20 protein-coding genes and 4 pseudogenes are annotated in these 19,926 nt (G+C 70.7%); 8 read left to right on the forward strand and 16 right to left on the reverse strand.

Annotated elements, in window-relative coordinates:
* Positions 1 to 19 precede the first annotated feature (19 nt).
* The 6 genes and pseudogenes from ACF073_RS14780 to ACF073_RS14805 all read right to left on the reverse strand — a co-directional run bounded on the left by ACF073_RS14780 (position 20) and on the right by ACF073_RS14805 (position 5,193).
* Positions 20 to 1,107 (reverse strand): annotated as a pseudogene (locus ACF073_RS14780) (glycosyltransferase family 4 protein).
* 23 nt (positions 1,108 to 1,130) lie between these two features.
* Positions 1,131 to 1,667 carry a deoxycytidine triphosphate deaminase gene (locus ACF073_RS14785; RefSeq protein ID WP_392069843.1) on the reverse strand — a complete coding sequence of 179 codons (537 nt, stop codon included), beginning with the start codon at positions 1,665 to 1,667 and terminating at the stop codon, positions 1,131 to 1,133.
* Positions 1,664 to 2,202: pseudogene (gene dcd, locus ACF073_RS14790) on the reverse strand (dCTP deaminase). The gene ACF073_RS14785 and the pseudogene dcd overlap by 4 nt, the downstream one beginning before the upstream one ends.
* On the reverse strand, positions 2,202 to 3,437 hold the full coding sequence (locus ACF073_RS14795) for a metallophosphoesterase (RefSeq protein ID WP_392069845.1): 1,236 nt from the start codon (positions 3,435 to 3,437) through the stop codon (positions 2,202 to 2,204). The pseudogene dcd and the gene ACF073_RS14795 overlap by 1 nt, the downstream one beginning before the upstream one ends.
* On the reverse strand, positions 3,434 to 4,753 hold the full coding sequence (locus tag ACF073_RS14800) for a UDP-N-acetylglucosamine 1-carboxyvinyltransferase (RefSeq protein ID WP_392069846.1): 1,320 nt from the start codon (positions 4,751 to 4,753) through the stop codon (positions 3,434 to 3,436). Before ACF073_RS14800 ends, ACF073_RS14795 begins: the two co-directional genes overlap by 4 nt.
* Positions 4,754 to 4,755: 2 nt before the next feature.
* Positions 4,756 to 5,193, reverse strand: a complete 438-nt coding sequence (locus ACF073_RS14805) for an ATP-binding protein (protein ID WP_392069848.1) — start codon at positions 5,191 to 5,193, stop codon at positions 4,756 to 4,758.
* Between the two features lie 175 nt (positions 5,194 to 5,368).
* Here ACF073_RS14805 and ACF073_RS14810 point away from each other — a divergent pair, with 175 nt between their 5' ends.
* Together ACF073_RS14810 and ACF073_RS14815 are read left to right on the forward strand one after the other, a co-directional pair.
* The gene (locus ACF073_RS14810; RefSeq protein ID WP_392069850.1) at positions 5,369 to 6,640 is read left to right on the forward strand and encodes a helix-turn-helix domain-containing protein; all 1,272 of its coding nucleotides are present in this window, start codon (positions 5,369 to 5,371) and stop codon (positions 6,638 to 6,640) included.
* A complete protein-coding gene (locus ACF073_RS14815; protein ID WP_392069852.1) occupies positions 6,637 to 7,191 on the forward strand; it encodes a flavoprotein in 555 nt (184 codons plus the stop codon). The genes ACF073_RS14810 and ACF073_RS14815 overlap by 4 nt, the downstream gene beginning before the upstream one ends.
* 128 nt (positions 7,192 to 7,319) lie before the next feature.
* Here ACF073_RS14815 and ACF073_RS14820 read toward each other — a convergent pair.
* A pseudogene (locus tag ACF073_RS14820) lies at positions 7,320 to 8,000 on the reverse strand (mobilization protein); the annotation flags it as partial.
* Here ACF073_RS14820 and ACF073_RS14825 point away from each other — a divergent pair.
* The 3 genes and pseudogenes from ACF073_RS14825 to ACF073_RS14835 all read left to right on the forward strand — a co-directional run.
* Positions 8,000 to 8,755: pseudogene (locus tag ACF073_RS14825) on the forward strand (hypothetical protein); the annotation flags it as partial. The pseudogenes ACF073_RS14820 and ACF073_RS14825 sit on opposite strands and share 1 nt — an antisense overlap.
* Positions 8,752 to 9,441: a YdcF family protein gene (locus ACF073_RS14830; RefSeq protein ID WP_392069854.1), complete on the forward strand. Its 690-nt coding sequence runs from the start codon at positions 8,752 to 8,754 to the stop codon at positions 9,439 to 9,441. The pseudogene ACF073_RS14825 and the gene ACF073_RS14830, both read left to right, overlap by 4 nt.
* 28 nt (positions 9,442 to 9,469) lie before the next feature.
* Entirely contained in the window at positions 9,470 to 10,228 is a 759-nt protein-coding gene (locus tag ACF073_RS14835) for a WbqC family protein (protein WP_392069856.1), read from the forward strand.
* Positions 10,229 to 10,354: 126 nt separating this feature from the next.
* Here the strand turns inward: ACF073_RS14835 and ACF073_RS14840 are convergent, their stop codons facing one another.
* Both ACF073_RS14840 and ACF073_RS14845 read right to left on the reverse strand, forming a co-directional pair.
* Complete coding sequence (locus tag ACF073_RS14840; protein WP_392069858.1) at positions 10,355 to 11,101, reverse strand: hypothetical protein; 747 nt, start codon at positions 11,099 to 11,101, stop codon at positions 10,355 to 10,357.
* A 119-nt stretch (positions 11,102 to 11,220) separates the two neighbouring features.
* A complete protein-coding gene (locus ACF073_RS14845) occupies positions 11,221 to 11,589 on the reverse strand; it encodes an arsenate reductase family protein (RefSeq protein ID WP_392069860.1) in 369 nt (122 codons plus the stop codon).
* A 164-nt stretch (positions 11,590 to 11,753) separates the two neighbouring features.
* On the opposite strand from ACF073_RS14845, the gene ACF073_RS14850 reads away from it, so the two are divergent.
* Positions 11,754 to 12,068 (forward strand): hypothetical protein, encoded by a 315-nt coding sequence (locus ACF073_RS14850; RefSeq protein ID WP_392069862.1) that lies wholly within the window; start codon positions 11,754 to 11,756, stop codon positions 12,066 to 12,068.
* A gap of 51 nt (positions 12,069 to 12,119) precedes the next feature.
* Here ACF073_RS14850 and ACF073_RS14855 read toward each other — a convergent pair whose 3' ends face one another.
* Both ACF073_RS14855 and ACF073_RS14860 read right to left on the reverse strand, forming a co-directional pair.
* Entirely contained in the window at positions 12,120 to 13,301 is a 1,182-nt protein-coding gene (locus ACF073_RS14855; RefSeq protein ID WP_392069864.1) for a winged helix DNA-binding domain-containing protein, read from the reverse strand.
* A gap of 16 nt (positions 13,302 to 13,317) precedes the next feature.
* Positions 13,318 to 14,118 (reverse strand): alpha/beta hydrolase, encoded by an 801-nt coding sequence (locus tag ACF073_RS14860; RefSeq protein WP_392069866.1) that lies wholly within the window; start codon positions 14,116 to 14,118, stop codon positions 13,318 to 13,320.
* Between the two features lie 148 nt (positions 14,119 to 14,266).
* Here ACF073_RS14860 and ACF073_RS14865 point away from each other — a divergent pair, with 148 nt between their 5' ends.
* A complete protein-coding gene (locus tag ACF073_RS14865) occupies positions 14,267 to 14,536 on the forward strand; it encodes a hypothetical protein (RefSeq protein ID WP_392069868.1) in 270 nt (89 codons plus the stop codon).
* A gap of 64 nt (positions 14,537 to 14,600) precedes the next feature.
* On the opposite strand, the gene ACF073_RS14870 is transcribed toward ACF073_RS14865, so the two are convergent.
* The 5 genes from ACF073_RS14870 to glnA all read right to left on the reverse strand — a co-directional run bounded on the left by ACF073_RS14870 (position 14,601) and on the right by glnA (position 19,185).
* A complete protein-coding gene (locus ACF073_RS14870) occupies positions 14,601 to 15,188 on the reverse strand; it encodes a hypothetical protein (protein ID WP_392069869.1) in 588 nt (195 codons plus the stop codon).
* Between the two features lie 2 nt (positions 15,189 to 15,190).
* Positions 15,191 to 16,111 carry a zinc metalloprotease HtpX gene (gene htpX, locus ACF073_RS14875; RefSeq protein WP_392069871.1) on the reverse strand — a complete coding sequence of 307 codons (921 nt, stop codon included), beginning with the start codon at positions 16,109 to 16,111 and terminating at the stop codon, positions 15,191 to 15,193.
* 114 nt (positions 16,112 to 16,225) lie between these two features.
* The gene (locus tag ACF073_RS14880; protein ID WP_392069873.1) at positions 16,226 to 16,480 is read right to left on the reverse strand and encodes a hypothetical protein; all 255 of its coding nucleotides are present in this window, start codon (positions 16,478 to 16,480) and stop codon (positions 16,226 to 16,228) included.
* 117 nt (positions 16,481 to 16,597) lie between these two features.
* Positions 16,598 to 17,587 carry a GlxA family transcriptional regulator gene (locus tag ACF073_RS14885; RefSeq protein WP_392069875.1) on the reverse strand — a complete coding sequence of 330 codons (990 nt, stop codon included), beginning with the start codon at positions 17,585 to 17,587 and terminating at the stop codon, positions 16,598 to 16,600.
* Positions 17,588 to 17,775: 188 nt separating this feature from the next.
* A complete protein-coding gene (glnA, locus tag ACF073_RS14890) occupies positions 17,776 to 19,185 on the reverse strand; it encodes a type I glutamate--ammonia ligase (RefSeq protein ID WP_392069877.1) in 1,410 nt (469 codons plus the stop codon).
* Positions 19,186 to 19,403: 218 nt separating this feature from the next.
* Between glnA and ACF073_RS14895 the strand changes: the two genes are divergently transcribed.
* Positions 19,404 to 19,871 (forward strand): RDD family protein, encoded by a 468-nt coding sequence (locus tag ACF073_RS14895; RefSeq protein ID WP_392069879.1) that lies wholly within the window; start codon positions 19,404 to 19,406, stop codon positions 19,869 to 19,871.
* The last annotated feature ends 55 nt before the right edge of the window (positions 19,872 to 19,926 follow it).

Genomic DNA, 19,926 nt, shown 5'->3' on the forward strand with positions numbered 1-19,926 from the left:
GGGTCGTCCGGCGGTCACTTCAGGTGAGCTGTCGGCCGAGGTCGGTCAGGGACCGGGCGGTCGCCGAGAGGGGATGGCGGGCCGCGCTGGCGTAGCCCGCCCGTCGCAGGGCGGTCAGCAGTCCGGGTGTCTTTCTCAGCCGGTCGAGGTCGCGCGCGAGTGCGGCGGAGTTGGTGAAGTCGGTGGCCATGCCGGAAGCGGCGAGCGCTTCGCTGAGGCCGGGTACGGGCTGGTAGAGGACGGGGAGTCCGCACGCTTGGGCTTCCAGTGCGACCAGTCCCATGGCTTCCAGGGTGGTGGACGGCATGACCAATACGTCGTGTTCGGTGAAGGCCTTCCACAGCTGCGGGCGGCGGAGCCAGCTGAGGTAGCGGACTCGAACGCCTGCTCGTTGCAGCAGCGGGGCCAGGGCGTGGAACTGGGCTCTGGGCGCCGCAACGCTCAGTTCAACGCCGGGCACCGGAGCCAGGCTCTTGATCAGGGCCTCCACGCCCTTTTCTGGGTCACGCGGCCTGCATACAGGAGCCGCAGGTGGCTGGTGGAGGTGCGCACAGGTCGAGCCGGCGGGTTCGTGAGCAGGTGGTCGGGGATGCCCCAGGGGATGCGAGTGATCTTGCGTCGTTCGATCTGCGGGGCGAGCTTGAGGAGGCGGTCGGCCATCGCGTTGGTCGGGACCACGATGGCGTCGGCGGCCCTGGCTGTTTCGCGCAGCACTCGGAGCTGGTCTCGATGGGTCTCGGCGAAGAGCAGGTCCGTGCCGTGGACGAGAGCGATCCGGGGATGCGCGGGCAGAGCGCGGATGAGGGCTGGGGTTGCGCCGAACGCGAGGTGCTGCAAGTGGAGGACATCGATCTGTGTGGGATCGACCGCAGCTGTGAGCGCTCTGCGAAGCGTGGCGACGTAGCGGCTGAAGGCCGTTCCTTCCAAGCATTTGCCTGCAACGGGTAGCAGGTTGAGCCCGACGGGCGGTCGGGGACCGTGGCCAGGTGGCGCGAGCATGAAGGCGCGGGCCGGGATGAGGGGCTGCTGGCCGGTGTAGAGGTCGAGGAATAGCTCGACGCTGCCGCCGGGACTTCCGGCGGGAAGGTCCAGGAAGGTGGCGGCCATCGGGCCGGCGGCCGAGCGAGCGTTCACCGCACGCCTCCCCCGATCTCCTCGTAGAGGCGCGAGATGTCGATGCTTTCCGTGGACGCGTACTTGGCGGGCTGCTGCTGGTAGCTGGCCGGGGCGCCGAAGGTGGTGAGGAAGACGAGCTTGCCGAAGGTCATGCCCGGATACACGCGCACCGGTCGGGCGGCGCGGATCTCCAGCGTCCAGCGGATCGCATGGCCCTGGTGTCCGAGCGGAGCCGAGACGTGAACCCAGATGCCTAGGGACCCGGTGGTGCGGTCGCCGTTCAGCAGCTGCGCGTACGTCTCCGAACCGGTCCGCTCCAGCGTGATGCCGAGGTAGAGCAGGTCAGGGTGCAGAACCAGGCCGGCGTCGGGGATGTGCTGCTCGGTGAAGGGGGTGGGGGTTGCGGCGTCGAGGTCGCCGTCGCAGACGCGGATCGTGTCGCCGAGCCGCCAGTCGTAGGCGTTGGGGGAGACGCGGCTGGGCTCGTACGGGTCGATGGTGATCTCGCCGGCCTGGACGGCGGCGGCGATGGCGGGACCGGTGAGGATCACGATGCCACCACCTGGAGCCGGGCGAGGTCTCGCCAGTAGGCGGAGGGCTGCGGTCCTGTGGCGGCCTGGTACTTGCCGCGGTAGTGGTCGATGGCGCCGGTGGAGACGAAGAACATGATCTGCCCGATCTTCATGCCGGCGTACACGCGCAGCGGCCGGATCGGGGTGAGCATGAGCGTCCACTGGCCGTGGAACCCGATGTCGCCGATGGGGGCGGTGATCTCGACGAACAGGCCGAGGCGGCCGACGGAGGAGCGGCCGAACAGCAGCGGCACGAAGGCGTCGGAGCCGACCTCTTCGAGGGTGTGGCCGAGGTAGAGCTCGCCTGGCTGGAGGACGTGCCCGTCCGGGCCGATGGTGGTTTCGCGGGTGGGATTGGGCCGGTGGGCGTCCAAGACGGGGCCTGGGTAGGTGATCAGGGGGGGCCCAGGCGCACGTTGTAGCTGTTGGGGTTGACCTGGTCGGCGGCGAACGGGGTGATGCGGAGGCGGCCGTCGTGAGCGGCAGCGGTGATCTCCGGGCCGGTGAGGATCATTACCTAGCTCCTTCGGCGGTGTCGGGAGCGGTGAGGACGTGTTGGACGGCCTGGTCCAGACGCAGGCCGGCCTCGTGCGTGCGCTCGCCGAGGTAGGTGTCGGCGAGGTAGTCGGTGGTCAGCACGGTGGTGACGGCGTCCGGCAAGGGATCGGGTGCGGTGACGAGCGGGCCGGTCTGGGGGGTCAGAGCTGAAATCAGGCCGGGGAGGTCCCCACGTGCCGGATCCGGCACGTGGGCGTGCACCAGTTGGTTACCGAACGGCTCGATGGAGAGCAGGTCGCCCTGGGTGAGGTTGCCGCCGAGGGGTACGGCGCGTAGCGCCGTCTCGTTGAGGACGACCGCGTCTGCGCCGAACCCCGTACGCAGCCGGGCGGTGAGGTCCAGGAGCAGGCTGTGCCGATCGAGGGCCTGGTGGCGGTAGGCCGGGCTGATCGGGCCGAGGACGTCGGCCAGCTGCTGCTTGACGTCTTCGATGCGGGAGCGCAGATCCGCATGCTCCGTCGGAACGACGCTCGGGGCCCGATCGGGGAAGGATGCGGTTCCCGCATCCCATCCCCTACCCACGGGCATGGCGATCGCATAGCCGCCAGCGAGCTCCCGGCCCTTGACGACCACGGCGCCGTCGACTCGGACCGGCCCGTACTGATCGCTATGGCAGTGCCCTGCGAAGACCACGTCGAGGAAGGGACAGGCCGCCGCGAGTTCCCGGTCCTCTTCGAAGCCGGAGTGGCTGAGCAGGACCCAGCTGTCCACCCCGTGGTGGTGGGCGAGAACCACCTCACGCAGGGCCTGGAGGGGGTCGGTGACGCAGTGGCCGGCTCGCTGGGCGGCCGGGATCGAGTGGAAGGCTTGCCGACCGATCACAGCGGTTACGCCGACGCGCCGTCCATCGATGTCGGCGATGTACAGGCGGCGGAACAGAGCGTCGCCGGTGTTGGCATCGACGGCGTTGGCGCAGACAGTGCGCCGGTGAAGGTCGGGTTCGAAGTGGTGGGGCCAGCCGTGGTTGCCAGGGGCCAGCACGTCGTACAGCCCGAGCAGGATCTCCCGCTCGATCGTGCCGCGAGCGAGGCGGTAATACCCGCTGCCTTCGAAGAAGTCGCCGCAGTCCACGATGAGCGAAGTCGGGCGCAGGGCGTGGAGGTGGGTCAGAAGCGGTGCCGCGTTGTCGAAGGCGGAGTGGACGTCCGTCGTGGCAACGATTTGGCGCAAGTTCCGGCCGTTGGTGGTCATGGGGTGACCTCGCAGATGTCGGCACCCAGGGCGCGCAGCTTGCCGGACAAGTCGGCGTGGCCGCGGCGCAACTGGTCGAGGCCGCCGATGGTGGTGACGCCTCGGGCGGTGAGGCCGGCGACCATGAGGGCGGACCCGGTGCGGATGTCGGTGGCTTCAACGCCCGCGCCCGTGAGTAGTTGGGGCCCGGTCAGTCGGCATTCTGTAGGGGAGATCTCTTCGATCTCGGCGCCCAGGCGGATCAGCTGTGGCAGCAGGTTGCCGTGGCGGCCGGGATTGATGGCGTCGGCGAACAGATGCGTGCCGGGCAGTCCGAGGGCGAGTGCCATGAGCGGTGGTTCGAAGTCGGCGTCCAGGCCGGCCGGGCTCAGGGAGGCGATGGCCCGCAGGGGACGGCCAGTGGGGGCTGTCTCTTGGGCGCGGACAGTAAGGCCATTCGGCTCCGCGTCTGCGGGGATGCCGAGCTGATGAAGGGCAGCCACGAACGGGCCTACGTCCTTGCCCTGCACGCCGTCGATACGGGCAGTACCGCGCGTCGCGGCGATGGCGCAGGCCAGTGTGGCTGCCTCGATCTTGTCTCCGGGCACCGCCCAGGCAACGGGAGCAGTCGGCGACGAGGAGGGTGGTGAGAGAGTGAGTAGATGCTCGCCGGCCCGCGTCTCCCAGCCCACCGAACTCAGGGCGTCGAGCACGCTCAGGACTTCGGGCGAGAGACTGGGCTGACCCAGCCGTAAAGGCCGGCCGGTTGTGAGGGCGCGCAATGTCGCGGCCACGGTCGCACCGCGAGAGCGGAAGGGCAGTGCGATGGAGACGGTGCCGGTGTGAGCGGCGAGTGCCTCGATGCCGTAACCGGAGCTGTCCTGTCGGCTCCGGTCGCCGAACGCCTCGTACACCTTGAAGTGCAGCTCCATCCCGCGCGCACCGATCCGGCAGCCGCCCGGCCAGGGCAGCCGCGCCTGGCCGTAACGCGCGAGCAGGACGGGGACGAGGTAGTACGAGGCTCGGATCTGGGCTGCCTGCGCCAGATCGGGCAATCCTCGAGATGCCTCCGTCGGAAGGATCACATACGTGGTCGGTTCTCCGGCGGGCTGCGCGACATGCCACCCTCCCTGTTGCAGCAGAGTGAGCATGATCTGGACGTCCGTGCTATCCGGGACGTTGCTCAGCCGAACCGGGCGGCTGAGGGCAGCCGTGGTGGCCAGGAGCGGCAGAGCGGCGTTCTTGGAGCCGTCGACGCTCACGGTGCCAGCGAGTGGCGGCCCGGGGCGTACGGCGATCACCTCGGCGGCCACGCTGGGGGCGTGGGTGGTCGTCATCATCAACTCCTCTGGAGGGGAAGGAAGCAGGCGACTTCCTGGCTGGGTCTGCTGGGTAGGTCGATCTCGGCCCAGCAGCGCTTGCCGTTCTCGGTCGGTTCGGCGTGGTACCGGTCGGCGAGAGCGGCGACGAGGAACAGGCCCCGGCCGCCCTCGCTGTCCGCGTCGGGCAGAGCCGGCTGGGGCAGGACCGGACTCGTGTCGCAGACCTCGATCCGCAGGACGGCCTCGCCGAGACAGACCGCGAGCGAGACGGATCCGGCACCGGAGTACTGGACCGCGTTGGTGACGAGCTCGCTGACCAGCAGTTCGGCCGTGTGCACCACCTCGGTGCCCAGCCCCGCGTCCCAGCCAGCTATCGCGTCCACGGCCTGGTGCCGGGCCTCGCTTGCTGCGGCGGGTGTCGCGGGTAGGGAGAGAGCGAGCTGGTGCGCTTCCATGAGCGGCCTCCCGGTGTAGGTAGGGCCACACCAAGCAACCAGTCCGTCGCCGTGAGTGGGGAGCCCTGACGCGGGCGCTGCATGACTTATGCAGGAGCTGCATCACGGCCAACTACGGCTGATCTATGCTCGATTGAGCAGGCAGGATCAGCGACGGCGGAGGGAGCCGTGGCAGATGGCCGATGCGCATGGCGAAGCGAGACGGATCGGAGAACGGATCCGTCGGGCGAGGGTGTTACAGCGGCGTTCACAGCACGACGTGGCCGCAGCGCTCGGGTATCACCAGTCCAAGGTGAGCCGTCTGGAGAGCGGTCGCGGCACGGAGGACATCCGCGTACTACGCGCCATCGCTCAGGAACTGAACGTCTCGCCTCATGAGTTGGGCCTCGCCCCATCAGGGGACGTCTCCGCCGCCGATCAAGAAGCTGACGACATGCACCGCCGCACCTTCCTCGCCGCGAGCATCGCAGCGCTCGCGGCCCCGGCCGGCTCTTCGGCCTCGCACACCGCCCTCGTCCAGGCCCTCCTGCCCGGTCCCGGCCCTGCGGGCACCGGTGGCCCCCAGGACACCGCCGTCCTGTATGAACGCGTCGGATCAGCACTCAGGCTTTTCCACATCTGCCACTACACAGAGCTGGAGCGCACCCTCCCGAGCCTGATCGCCGACCTGCGACTGGCGGCCGGTGATGCGACGGACAGGGATGCCGTGTCCCGGCTTCTGGCCACGGCATACCAAACGGCGACGAGCCTGCTGCTCAAGCAGCACGACCAGGGCAACGCATGGCTCGCCGTCGGCCGGGCGATGGCAGAAGCCGAACGCTCAGGCGACCCGGTCGTCCTCGCCTCCAGCGTCCGTGTCCAGGCCCACGTCCTGGTCCGCGAGAAGCACGCGACCGAGGCCGTCACCCTGGTCCGGCACACCGCGGATCAGCTGACAGGCTCTTACGACCGGCGTTCACCGAAGTACCTCGCCGCCGTCGGACTGCTGCTCCTGCGCGGTGTGACCGCGGCCAGCAGTCGTGGTGACCGTGCGGCCACGAAGGAATTCCTCACCGAGGCGAAAGAAGTTTCGCGGTACGTCACTCTCGACCGGCCCGACGCCTGGGCCACCTTCAGCCCGACCAACGTCGCCCTGCACGAGCTGAGCGCTCTGGTGGCCTTCGGCGACGCCGGCCTCGCCCTCCAGGCGGCCCGGCCCCTCATGCGCCGGCACATCCCGGTCCCCGAACGCCGGGCCGCACTATGGGTCGAAGCGGCCCGCGCCTACAGCCAGCAGGGCCGCCTTGCCGACGGCTACCAGGCCCTGAGGATCGCCGAGACCTGCGCTGCCCAGGACATCCGCCGCCCCGACGTCCGCAACCTGGTCGCCGACATGGCCGCCCGCGACCGCCGACGTACCCTGCCGGAACTGCACCACTTCAGCCGCCAACTGGGAGTCCCCGCGTGACCGAACCGACCGCCCCGGACAAGAAGCCCTTCCTGTACGTCGTTGTGTGCGCGGCAGGCGTGGCCCGCGACGTCGGCAAGCTGATCACAGCCGCCCAGGAGGCGAACTGGGATGTCGGCGTTATCGCTACACCGCAGGGATTTGGCTTTATCGACGCTACGGCGATCGAGGCACAGACCGGTTACCCGATCCGCTCCGCCTGGCGTTCACCGGGAGACCCGCGCCCCCTGCCCCCGGCGGACGCGATCGCCGTGGCCCCCGCCACCTTCAACACGATCAACAAGTGGGCCGCCGGTATCTCCGACACCCTCGCCCTGGGCATCCTGTGCGAGGCGTACGGCATGGGCATCCCGACCGTGGCACTGCCCTACCTGAACTCCGCCCAGGCCGCCCACCCCGCCTACCAGCAGAGTCTGGACCGGCTGAGGGGGATGGGGGTCCTGATCGGTTCCTGCGAACCGCACCGGCCGAGGGCCGGCGGCGCGGCGGACCGCTTCCGCTGGCAGGAGGCGCTGGAGTTGCTGGAGCCTCTGGCCAACACGGTACGGTGACGCTCTTCCCTCGGTGTGGGAAACCTGAGGGTGGACGCGGCAGGTACCTCCGCGCCCGCTGACGGCATCACCGGTGTCGAGCAGGTGCCGCCAGGCCAGGCTGTGACGGGCTGGATGGAGTCTGGCCAGGCTGCAACGCTGGTGCGGGCTTGGGCAGCCCGTGCTCGGGCGCTGGGAGCCTGCCGGGCGGCGAGGCGTTGGACGCGCCAGGTGAGGGTCCTGGCGGTGGAGCGGGCGTCGTCGAGGGTGCGCTGGCGTGCGGCGTGCTGGAGGAGTTGCTCGAGGTCGCGGCCGGCGTTCTCGGCTTCGGTGAGGACTGCGGCCAGTGCGGGCCAGGCAGGGTCGTCGAGGACCTGTTGGGCGTGGTCGGGAAGGATCACGAGGATCCGCTGGGCGTGCCGTTCCATGGCGCGTGCCGGTGGTTGGCGCTGAGCCAGGGCGGCCAGCGGCCCGGCAGCAGCCTGTCGGTAGGCGGTCTGGAGATGGGCCAGGGTCTGGTGGGCGGCGGCGACCTGCTGGTCGTGCCGGCGGGCTTGGTGCCAGCGGGCTGTGGCGATGACGATGAGGACGGCGATGTCGAGGAACATCGCCAGCCCGGAGCCGTCGCCGGTGACCGGCGCGGTGCGCAGGGCTCGGACGGCACCCCGCAGGGCGCGGGCCTGGTCCTGCTGGGCGCGGATGCGGGAGCGGGTGGCGCGCTCGAAGGCGATGGCGGCCTGCTGCAGATGTGTCCGTAGGTGGCTGGGGGCGAGCAGCGGCAGGACGTCGATGGCTTCGCCGAGGGCAGCGATGTGGGCCTGGGCGGCTGCGTGCGGTTGTCTGCGTCAGTCGCCAAGACTTCCCTTTTGCGGCCACACTGCTGAACCGCTGGCTGAGCAGCCACGACCCGCATCGGCTGGATGACAAGGGGCTCTACCTCTACGGCCGCTCCCTCGTGCTCCTCGGCGACCTCCAACGTGACCAAGGCGCGATCCTCGGCCCGCTCTCCGCCCGCCACTCGTACATGACGGCCCGCGGCATGTTCACCGAACTCGACATCCCGCGTCGAGCAGCACAGATCGATCTCTCCCTTGCCGTCGTCCAGGAGATGTCAGGCCAGCTCGAAGTCTCCGCCCGCCAGTACGAACTCCTGGCCTCAGATGAGCGTTTGAGCTTGCGCGATCGAGCCCGGGCGCGGCTCTGGGTGGGTACGGCGCTGAGTAAGGAGGGCAACAACGAATACGCCACCAACGTGATGACGGCCGCCACCCATGCCTTCGAGGACCTGGGCGAACCGGAGGACTGGTCGGTCGCGCACCAGAAGCTGGCCCTGGCCCACCGCGGTGCCGGCGACCTGAAGCAGGCCCTGCACTACATCGGCATCGCGCGCACGACCGGCACGGTCGACTCCCCGATGCAACGGGTGCGGTTCGACACCGCGTACGGGCACATCCTTCTGTCGGATGCGGCGACCCGGAATGATGGGCTGTCCGTCCTCGATCAGGCGGCACACGTGGCCCGGCAGTACGGGCTGAGCCACCAGCTGCGCAGCATCGAGGGCATCCGCAAGGACCAACAGGGATGAGCCAGGGAGTGCCAGTGCCGGAGCATGAGCAGCGCCAGATCACCGACGAGCAGTTCCACGACGCGACGCTGATCTGGAACTACCACCAGATGGGCCACGAGCAGCGGCCCTGCTCGGCGGCGATCGGCCTGGGCAGCCACGACCTCGGGGTGGCCACCGCGGCCGCCGATCTGTACCGCGCCGGTCTCTTCTCAGTCGTGGTGTTCAGCGGCGGCAACAGCCCCACCACCCGGGCCCGTTTCCCGCGCGGCGAGGCGGTGCACTACCGCGAGCATGCGCTGAGCCTGGGTGTGCCGGACGAAGCGATCCTGGTCGAGCCGAAGGCAGCCAACACTGGTCAGAACATCACGTTCTCCCGTGAGCTGCTGGCCGAGGCCGACATCGCGGTGGAGTCGCTGCTGCTGATCTCCAAGCCGTACATGGAGCGCCGCTCGTACGCGACGTGCCGCAAGCTGTGGTCCGAGGCGGAGGTTGTCTGCGCCTCCGAGCCACTGGAGTTGGACGACTACATCAAGTCCATCGGCGACGAGAAGCTCGTCGTCGACATGCTCGTCGGCGACCTGCAACGTGTGATCGAGTACCCGAAGCTCGGCTTCGCCGTCGAGCAGGACGTACCGGGGGATGTGTATGACGCTTACGAGCGCCTTATGCGCGACGGATTCGACAGCCGCCTCATCGGCACCTGACCCGTCCCATGCCGGTTCGCCGGGCGGAGTGTGCGCGATCCACCAACCGAACCTGTTCCCGCGGCTGTCCACGGTGGCGAAGCTGTACGCCGCCGACCGGTGGATCGTCCTCGACGACGTCCAGTTCGCCCGGCGCGACTACCAGAACCGGGCTCGTCTGGCGGCCCTGGACGAGCCCGCTCGGCAGCAGTGGCTCACGCTCCCGACCCGCCTTCCTCACGGGCGCCCGACACCGATCGACCAGGCACGGCTCGCCGAACCCGGCCGATCCCGTCGCACCGTCAGCCTGTTGACACGCCAGTACTACGGCCGCAGCCGCTACTGGCTCGCGGTGCGCGACGTCCTGGACGCGGTTCTCGATCAGTTCGAGGACACCGACCGTGTATCCGATGTCGCCAAGGCGTCGACGGTCGCCCTGCTCACCGCGTTGGGCTGGAGCGGCGAGGTACTGCGCTCCAGTGCGATTCCGACGCGGGTGGGCCGGTCAGAGAGACTCGCCGACCTCGCCGCGGCCACCAGCAGCACCCACTACCTCTGCGGCACGGGCGGCTGGCGCTACCTCGACACTCAGGCGTTCGATGGCCACGGCATCCAGGTGCTGTCCTTCCACACCCCTGTGGACACGGGCGACCCACTCTGGCGGTGGGCCCGCCACATCAGCAGCCTCTGGGCGCTGAGCCGGATCGGGCCGGAAGCCCTGGCTGCCATGCTGGCGGCCCAACGAGACCAAACCCCGCCCGCACGCCATGAAACCCCAGGTCAGGGCCACACCAAGCAGTACGGCTGATGCCCCGCCTGATGCACCCGATGGCTAGAGTCCTGCCGCTCGTGGCCGCGAGCGGCAGGACCCATGACCTCGCCGGGATGACGGACGGGCCGCCACCTCACGGATGTTCTGTCGGCTCTCGCGGCCTCACCCCACCTTCTCGATCACCGCGCGCCGGATGAGGAACTTGCCCGGTTCCCGGACCTGCTCGAAGGCGGCGTTGTTGAGCAGCACGCAGCTGCCGGAGACGGACGTCACCTTCACCGTGGTGGACTTCTTGTTGTCCAGGTTGGTGACCTTCAGGGTCGTCCCCGCCGGGAACTGGTTGCTGGACGCGGCCGGGGCGCCGCCCTCGCCGGAGAGCGTCACGGTGGAGCCGTTGCACACCTGCTGGCCGGAGGCCGCCGCGGCACCGTCACCGGCCCCGGCGGCACCGCCCGGCGCGGGCTGCGCACTCTGCTGCCCACCGGCCTGCTGCCCACCGGCCTGCTGACCGCCGGCCTGCTGGCCGCCCTGCTGTGCGTCGCCACCCTGCTGTGCGTCGCCGCCCTGCGCCGCCTGAGAGTCCTGAGCCGACTCCCCGACGGTGCAACCGGACGCCTTCTGCTGCACCTTGATCTGGTCGATGACCGCCTCGCGGTTGGCGATCCGGGCCGCCGACTGCGCGTCCGGCTTTGCCTTCTGGTCCGCGATGAACTTCTCGTTGTTGCCGAGGGCGGTGGCCAGCCCCTGGCAGACGGTCGAGTCCCCGGCCGAGAGCGTCTTGGCGTCCTGCGGGCTCTGCGCGGCGTTCGAGGTGGACGCCAGCGCGAAGGCCCCGCCGCCCGCCACCGCCGCGGCACTGACGAGCAGCGCGATCTTCTTCTTCGTGCCGAGAGTTCTCCTGCGCGACATGCGCGCCTCCTGAAGAGGTAGGGGAGCGTACGCCGCTATGTACGAGGCACCGGACGGGGCTGCTCAACGGCCGCGGGAGCCGCTTAAGTAACCTCCGTCACAGCGTAGTTGAGGGAATATCAGTTCTTGTTGTGGGCGATGGCCTCCCGTACGGCCTCCTCGCTGCGGGCCACCAGCGTCGTCCCGTCGTCCGCCGTGATGATCGGGCGCTGGAGGAGTTTGGGGTGCTCGGCGAGCGCGTCGATCCACCGGTCCCGCGCACCCGCGTCCCGTGGCCAGTCCTTGAGTCCCAGCTCCTTGGCGACCGCCTCCTGGGTGCGGGTGATGTCCCACGGTTCGAGGTTCAGGCGGCCGAGCACGGCCCTGATCTCGTCCGCGCTCGGCACGTCCTCCAGATAGCGCCGGACGGTGTACTCGGCCCCTTCGGCATCGAGCAGGCCGATCGCGCTGCGGCACTTGGAACAGGCCGGATTGATCCAGATCTCCATGCCGGACACGGTAGGCGAAAAACGTCCTGCACCCCCGTCACTGGAGCCCCGAAAGCCCTCGTGGCCAGGGGCTTTTGTCAGTGGTGGGTCGTAGAATAGAAGCAGTGTTCGAGGGTGGGCGCCGGCCGTTCGGTGTCCGCCCTGACCGCGACAGGAGGATGCCTGTGCCCGCTGCCGCTCTCAAGCCGAAGTCCTTGCCGACCCAGTCCACCGCCCGGCGTTCCGTGCTGTTCGACTCGCCCTACGAGCCCGTGGTGAAGCCGCCGCTGCCGGCCGGGCGGCCCCGCGAGTGGTACGTCTCGCACAACCGGCGCCTGAAGGCCATGCGCCTCGCCATAGCGCTGCTCGACTCCGGCCTCTACCTGCCGGACCAGGCCCGGAACGAGACGATCCGCGGCACCGCCGAGCGGATCGGGATGCGTCCCCCGTCCGACACCACGTGCCACATGGTGCGGGCGCTGATGCGCTACTCGCGCTGAGCGGGGTGCCGGGTGCCGGGTGTCCCGCGACGTGCGGGGCACCCGGCGGCGTCAGGCCGTCAACTCCCGCTCCAGCGGGGTCCGGAAGCGCGGGGTGACGCGGGTCGTCCCCAGCCGCTCGCGCAGCCGTGCCGCCTCCGCCGCGACCCAGTCCGCGGACTCCCGGCGGACGCCCTCGTCGGGGATCCGCCAGACGACCGAGCCGTCCGCGCGCTGGGCCCAGCCGCCCACCACCCGGCCGTTCCACCACACCGTCGGGCCCACGTTGCCGCTGCGGTCGAAGAGCTGCGCACGCAGCGCCGGCTCCAGATACCAGTCGCGCCCCTGCCAGGCCATGGCCGTCGGGTCAAGGGCGGGCAGCAGGGCGGCCCAGGGCTCCTCGGGGGCCGCCACCGGGTCCGTGTCGCCGTCGGCGACGTACCCCGTGCCCTCGTCCAGCAGGACCTCCCGGGCGCCGGCCGCGGACAGCGCGCGGCGCAGCTCCGCCGCCCGCCAGCCCGTCCACCACCTCAGGTCGGCCTCGGTCGCCGGGCCGCACGCCAGCAGCCAGCGGCCGAGCAGGCGGGACTGGGCCTCGGCCGTGTCCAGCTCGGGGTGGGCCGGTGCCGGGGCCCAGCGGAACTGACTGGACGTCCAGGAGCCGAGCGGCCGGCCCCGGACCACCTTGCCCTCCACGCCGAGCACGCGCAGCAGCCGGGTCGAGACCGTGTGGATGCCCTCGTAGCTCTTGCCCGGCGCGTACACGAACCGCTCGCGCAGGCGGGGTTCGTCCGCCGCGAGCTCCGCCGCCGTCGCCTGGCCGCGCCGGGCCAGCGCGGCGAGCGTGGACTCCTCGACCTCCGCGAGCCAGTCCGCGTCCGGGGCGCCCGCGATCGCCATCTCCCGCAGCAGCGTGGCGCGTTCGCGGGCGGCCACCGCGAGGCCCGTGGAGGCGTGCACGACGGCTGTCAGATCGGCGGGGAACACGAACACCGTGTGCCGCATGCCGTGCATCCGCACCAGCGTGCCGTCCTCGTACAGCGCCCGCTCGGTCTCCCGCACCGCCCGCGCCGGGTCGCGCAGCCGGGCGGCCACCGCCAGGTGCACCGTCGCCGGATCCGTGCCGTGCAGGGCGACCAGGGAGGCCGCGACCTCCTCGGGCGTCGCCGCCCGCGCCGCCCCGGCGAGGCGGTGCCGCAGCGCCAGCCGGGCCCGGCGCTCCGCCGCGTCGATGTGTCGCAGCCCCACTGTCATGCCGGCCTCCCGATGTTCACTCCGTGGTGCCGTCATGGTCGCCGACGCCACTGACAACCGTTCCGCGTGCCACCGTTCCGCGTGCCTCCGGCCCGCGCGCCGGGGGCCGCCCGTCCAGCAGGGCGGCCACGAACTCCCGCCGGTCCTCGGCGTGGTCGCGGAACCACAGGCCCAGCCAGTGCTCGGCCTCCGGCAGGTCGAGGCGCGTGTACCGGGCGCGGGCCGACAGCGCCTCCTGCACGGCCGCCGTCACCTCCGGCGGGATGATCGTCTCCCTGCCCGGCACCGCCAGCACCGCCCGGCCCGCGTACGAGCGGAGCACGTCGAGGGCGGGGGAGTGCCGCCAGCTGTCCGGCGTGCGGATCAGCTCGGAGAAGCGGCCCTCGCCGGTGCCGAACGGCACCTCCCATGCCTCGGGCGTGTAGACGGCGGGCGCGCACAGCCCCACCGCCGCCACCCGGCGCCCGTAGTGCCGTACCAGGTCGGCGACCGTCTGGCCGCTCATGCTGAAGCCGACCAGGATCAGCGGGTCGGGGGCCGGGGCGTGCGCGTCGAGCACCGCCACCGCCTGCTCGTACCGCCCGCGCAGGCTCAGCTCCGCGAGTGCGCCCGTGCTGTCGCCGTGCCCGGAGAAGTCGAACGCCAGGGCGCGGCAGCCCTGGGCGGCGAAGTCGGCGAGGAACGGCAGGAGCCGCTCCTTGCTGCCGTTGCCGGCGCCGTGCAGCAGTACCGCCGTGGCCCGGCCGGCCGGGCCCGCGCTCACTCCGCTGAGCCGTTCGCCGCCGTAGGTGTGACTGAAACCGGTGAATCCGTCCATGCGGGCCATTCACTCATGGCCGCCCGCGCAGCCGAAAACAGGATGCACCGACTGTCACACCCTCCCTACGCTGAGCGAGCGAACCGGAGCGGACCCACTCCGCTCCCGCACCCCCGTCCACCCCGCACGCACCCAACGGAGGTCCGTCATGCGTGGCATCCTCGCGACCGGGACCGCCGTCCTGGTGATCCTCGGCATCGGAGACCACCTCTGGTGGCTCGCCGCCGTCGCGCTGCTGTATCTGTACGCGACGCACGGGCGCGGCTCACCCGGTACGACGACCCCGCCCGCCGGCCCGGCGCCCGACAGCTACCGGGCGTACCGGGACCGCCGGGACCGGCAGGCCAGGTGGGAGCGCCGCTACCGCCGTGAGCGCCCCTTCGAGACCCGCGGGCAGCAGCGCGAGAAGACGCGGTGAACGGGCGGCAGGGGACGGAGGGGCGGGCGGGGCGGACCGTCGGCGCCGGCGAGGCGCCGACGGCTCAGTCGGTCAGTCCCGGTACGTCCCAGAGGGGGAACCAGCGTGACTTGTCCGGCTCGATGGTGAGGTCGTCCTTCAGCAGGGCGGCCACCTGGAGCTCCAGCGCGTTGTCGCGTCTGTGCTGATCGGCGCGGGGGCACAGCGGATAGAAGGTGCCGCGCTTGTACAGGTAGACGAGCGCCAGCCGCCGGCCGCCGTCGTCCGTGAAGGCGGCAAGGGAGCACAGCAGTTGCGGGCCGAACCCGTTGACCTCCAGCGAACTGTTCACCGCGTGCAGGTCGTTGACGAGCTGCGGCAGCTGGTCGGGGGTGCGCCGGGACACCAGCCAGGAGTAGCCGTAACCGTCCCGGCGCAGCTGGACCGGCGGGCCGGTGCGGTCGGTGTCCGCGTCCAGCAGCGCCTGCACCTCCCGGTGCGTCTGCTCGAAGGCCGCGCCCTCCACCGTGGCGAAGCACACCGCGCCGTCGCCGGTCGGCGTGAAACCGGCCGCCGCCTCCAGCGTCACCGCCGCCGACGGCAGCGCGAACAACTGGTCGAGATCGGGTGCGACCGGCTTCGTACGCCCCAGCAGGATGTCCAGCAGCCCCACCGTCAGCCCGCCTTCCCCGGGGTGGCGGCCTCGCCCAGCTCGGCCGAGATCCGGCCCAGCTGCTCCAGCCGCTGCTCCAGGCTCGGGTGCGTGGAGAAGAACCGCTCGATGCCGGGCTCCTTGCCGGTGGCCGGGGTGAAGTAGAACGCGTTGAACGCCTGGGCCGTGCGCAGGTCCTTGGTCGGGATCCGGGCGATGTCCCCGGAGACCTTGGTGAGCGCGGACGCCAGCGCCGAGGGCCGGCCGGTCAGGTGCGCCGCGGCGCGGTCGGCGGCCAGCTCCCGGTACCGGGACAGCGCCCGGATCAGCAGGAAGCTGATCGCGTACACGGCCGCGGAGACGCCCAGCACGGCGGCGAAGACGGCCGCGGTGTTCTGGTCCCGGCGGCCCCCGCCGAAGAGCTGGGAGTAGAACGCGAACCGTACGACGAGGCCCGCGACCACCCCGAGGAAGGACGCCACCGTGATCACGGCGACGTCCTTGTGCGCCACGTGCGACAGCTCGTGCGCGAGCACGCCCTCCAGCTCGTCGGGCTCCAGCCGCCGCAGCAGCCCGGTCGTCACGCAGACGACGGCGTGATCGGGATTGCGCCCGGTGGCGAACGCGTTCGGCATGTCCATGCTGGACACGGCGACCACCGGCTTCGGCATGTCCGCGATCGCGCACAGCCGGTCCACCACGGCGTGCAGCTCGGGATACTGCTCCCGCTCCACGACCCGGCCGTGCATGGCGAACATCGCGATCCGGTCGGAGAACCAGAACTGCGCCACGAACATCGCGCCCACCAGCACCACGACCAGCAGCCACGACTTCAGCAGCACGATCAGGGCGGCGACGAACCCCACGTACAACAACCCGAGCAGAAACAGCGTGATCGTCATGCGGACGGTCAGCCGCCGGTCGCTCCGGAAGCGGCTCTGCATCTTGCATCACCCCGCAGTCAGGCACTCGTCCCGCTGTCCAGTGTGCACCTGCCGTCCGCCATGAAGCGGTCCGGAACGGCCCTAGGAGGGGCAAAGGCTCCCGGCGCGGTCCGGTCAGTACGGCGAGCGCAGCTGCGCGTACCCCAGCAGTACGATCACCGCGGCCACGCAGCCGAGCACCACGGCCGTCGACACCCACGACGAGCGGCGCGGTGCCGGGTCCGGGTCGGCGCGGAAGGGGGCCGGCTCCGGCGGGTTCTCCTTCCAGCGGGCGGCGAGCATCCGGGCCCGGGCGGAGGGCTCCTTGTGTTCGGCGGAGTTCGCCCACCGGTGATCGAACTCGTGCTCCCAGTCGTCCTGTTCCGGCATCCCCATCCCCGTTGCAACCTCTCTCGTCCGACACGGTCCCGACTCGGTCCGGAGTGATGATCTCCCGACAATAGGAAGCCTGGGAAGCGCGAAAGGTTGCACCGGGGCCGGGGCCGGTCAGCCCGAGTGGCGGAAACGGGTGCGGTACTCCGTGGGGGTCGTGTTGAGCTTGCGGCGGAACGCCCGGATGAGGGTGTCGGTGGTGCCGAAGCCGCAGCCGGACGCGACCCGCTCCAGGGTGTCGTCCGTGGTCTCCAGCCGGTTCCGGGCCGCCTCCACGCGGGCGGCCTCGATATAGGCGGCCGGGGTCGAGCCGAGTTCCGTCTTGAAGATCCGGGTGATCTGGCGCTCGCTGACATGGGCGTGCCGGGCCAGATCGGCGATGGTCAGCGGCCCCGCGAGGTGCTCGGTGACGAAGTGGCGCAGCTCGGCCGTGCGCCGGGTGGTGGAGAGGGGCTCGATGGGCACGCTGAACTGGCTCTGCCCGCTCGGCCGCTTCAGGTACATGACCAGCTGGCGGGCGACCCGCAGGGCCACGGCCTCCCCGAAGTCCTCGGCGACCAGGGCGAGGGACAGGTCGAGGCAGGCGGTGATCCCGGCACCGGTCCACACCCCGCCGTCGCGGATGAAGATCGGGTCGGCGTCCACCTCGACCGAGGGATGGTCGGCGGCCAGCTGCTGTGCGGTCGACCAGTGGGTGGTGGCCCGCCGGCCGTCCAGCAGACCGGCGGCGGCGAGCAGGTGGGCGCCGACGCAGACCGAGGCGAGCCGCCGGGTCCGCCCGGCGAGCGTCCGCACCCAGTCGACGACGGCGGGATCGGCGAGGGCGTGCACCCGGCGCTCCTCGTCGACCTCGACCGAGCCGGGCACCAGCAGGGTGTCGATGGCCCGCCGGGACGCCTCGGCGAAGGTGAGGTCCGGCAGGACCCGGACCCCGGCGGAGGTGGTCACGGGCTCCATGGTCGCGGCGGCCAGCACCACCTCGTACCCGGTCTCGCCGTCGGTCTCCCGCCGGAGCAGCGCGAACACCTCCGGCGGCCCGGTGACGTCCAGCAGATCGACGCCGTCGAACAGCATGATGACGATGAACCGCCGGAAGCCGCTCACCTGATCCCCCTTCGCCCCGCACCGCCCCGCCGCTCGCCGACGACCCCGCGCATGTCCGGATCTGCGAGTCACCCGATGTTACTGCCATAACGGCGGCGGATGCGCGCCCCGCGGATGCGGCGGCCACGGCCGAGGCCCCGCCTCTCCCGGGGGAGCGGCGGGGCCTCGGCGGCGCTTCGGGGCGTCTGTCACACGTCGAAGTACAGCTCGAACTCGTGCGGGTGCGGGCGGAGCTGGAGCGGGGCGATCTCGTTGGCGCGCTTGTAGTCGATCCACGTCTCGATCAGGTCGGGCGTGAAGACGTCGCCCTGGAGGAGGAACTCGTGGTCGGCCTCCAGGCGGTCGAGGACGGCGCCGAGCGAGGTCGGGACCTGGGCGACGTTCGCGTGCTCCTCGGGAGCCAGCTCGTACAGGTCCTTGTCGATCGGCTCGGCCGGCTCGATCTTGTTCTTGATGCCGTCCAGGCCCGCGAGGAGCAGCGCGGAGAAGGCCAGGTACGGGTTGCCGGAGGAGTCCGGGGCGCGGAACTCGACGCGCTTGGCCTTCGGGTTGGAGCCGGTGATCGGGATACGCATCGCGGCGGAGCGGTTGCGCTGCGAGTACACCAGGTTGATCGGCGCCTCGAAGCCCGGCACCAGACGGTGGTACGAGTTCACCGTCGGGTTGGTGAAGGCCAGCAGCGACGGGGCGTGCTTGAGGATGCCGCCGATGTAGTAGCGGGCGGTGTCCGACAGGCCCGCGTAGCCGGCCTCGTCGTAGAACAGCGGGTCGCCGTTGGACCACAGCGACTGGTGCACGTGCATGCCCGAGCCGTTGTCGCCGAAGATCGGCTTCGGCATGAAGGTCGCGGTCTTGCCGTTGCGCCAGGCGACGTTCTTCACGATGTACTTGAAGAGCTGGAGGTCGTCGGCGGCGGCGAGCAGCGTGTTGAACTTGTAGTTGATCTCCGCCTGGCCGGCGGTGCCCACCTCGTGGTGCTGGCGCTCGACCTTCAGACCCTGCTTGTCCAGCTCCAGGGAGATCTCGGCGCGCAGGTCGGCGAAGTGGTCGACCGGCGGGACCGGGAAGTAGCCGCCCTTGTAGCGGACCTTGTACCCGCGGTTGTCCTCGACGGCGCCGGTGTTCCAGGCGCCCGCCTCGGAGTCGATGTGGTAGAAGGACTCGTTCGCCGAGGTCGCGAAGCGGACGCTGTCGAAGACGTAGAACTCGGCCTCGGGGCCGAAGTACGCGGTGTCGGCGATGCCGGTCGACGCCAGGTACGCCTCCGCCTTCTTCGCCACGTTGCGCGGGTCACGGGAGTACTGCTCGCCCGTGATCGGGTCGTGGATGAAGAAGTTGATGTTGAGGGTCTTGTCCCGGCGGAACGGGTCGATGCGCGCGGTGGACAGGTCGGGGCGCAGGGCCATGTCCGACTCGTGGATGGCCTGGAAGCCGCGGATCGACGACCCGTCGAAGGCCTGCTCGTCGTCGGGGTCGAACGCCTCGGCGGGCAACGTGAAGTGCTGCATGACGCCCGGCAGGTCGCAGAAGCGGACGTCGACGAACTTGACGTCCTCGTCCGCGATGTACTTCTTGGCCTCGTCGGCGTTCTGGAACATCCAGCTCCTCCTACTCCCGACCGTCCGCGCCGGGGCGCCGGGGTGGTAGATCGTTCGTGCTGCCAGTGCGGTGGCACACGCTGGTCTCGACCCTAGGGACGGGTGATTTCTCGGGCGTGACCCGTTTGTTTCGCAGAAGTTAACCGGCCACCTGTCCACCGTAGCCCCGACACACCCCTGCGCGTAGTGCCCGAAACCGGGCGCAGTACCGTGGTCGGGTGGACAACAGGCAGGCAATCGGATCGTGGCTCTCCGGGCCGCGCGCGGCCATGGAAGAGGCCGGCGCCGACTTCGGATACCGGGGCGAGCAGCTCGGTCTCCCCGAGGACGGGCCGAACTCGATCGCCCGGCCCGGGCGCCGGCTCGGCGCTCTCGCCGTGGACTGGGCGCTGTGCGTCCTGATCGCATACGGCCTTATCACACACGGCAACGGCCCCGCCACCAGCAACTGGACGCTGGGCGTCTTCTTCGCCCTGAGCGCCCTGACCGTCGGCACGGTCGGCTTCACCCCCGGCAAGCGGATCTTCGGCATCCGGGTGGTGGCGCTGGAGACCGGCACGGTCAGCCCGGGGCGCGCGCTGCTGCGCACGGTCCTGCTGTGCCTCGCGATCCCGGCCCTGGTCTGGGACCGCGACGGCCGCGGCCTGCACGACCGGCTCGCCAAGACGGTCGAAGTCCGGATCTGAGTCCGGGGCACCCCCGGCAGCCGGAGGCCACCCGCACCGCCCGGTGCGGGTGGCC

It is taken from the genome of Streptomyces sp. NPDC015171 (assembly GCF_043079545.1).
Classification (GTDB): domain Bacteria; phylum Actinomycetota; class Actinomycetes; order Streptomycetales; family Streptomycetaceae; genus Streptomyces.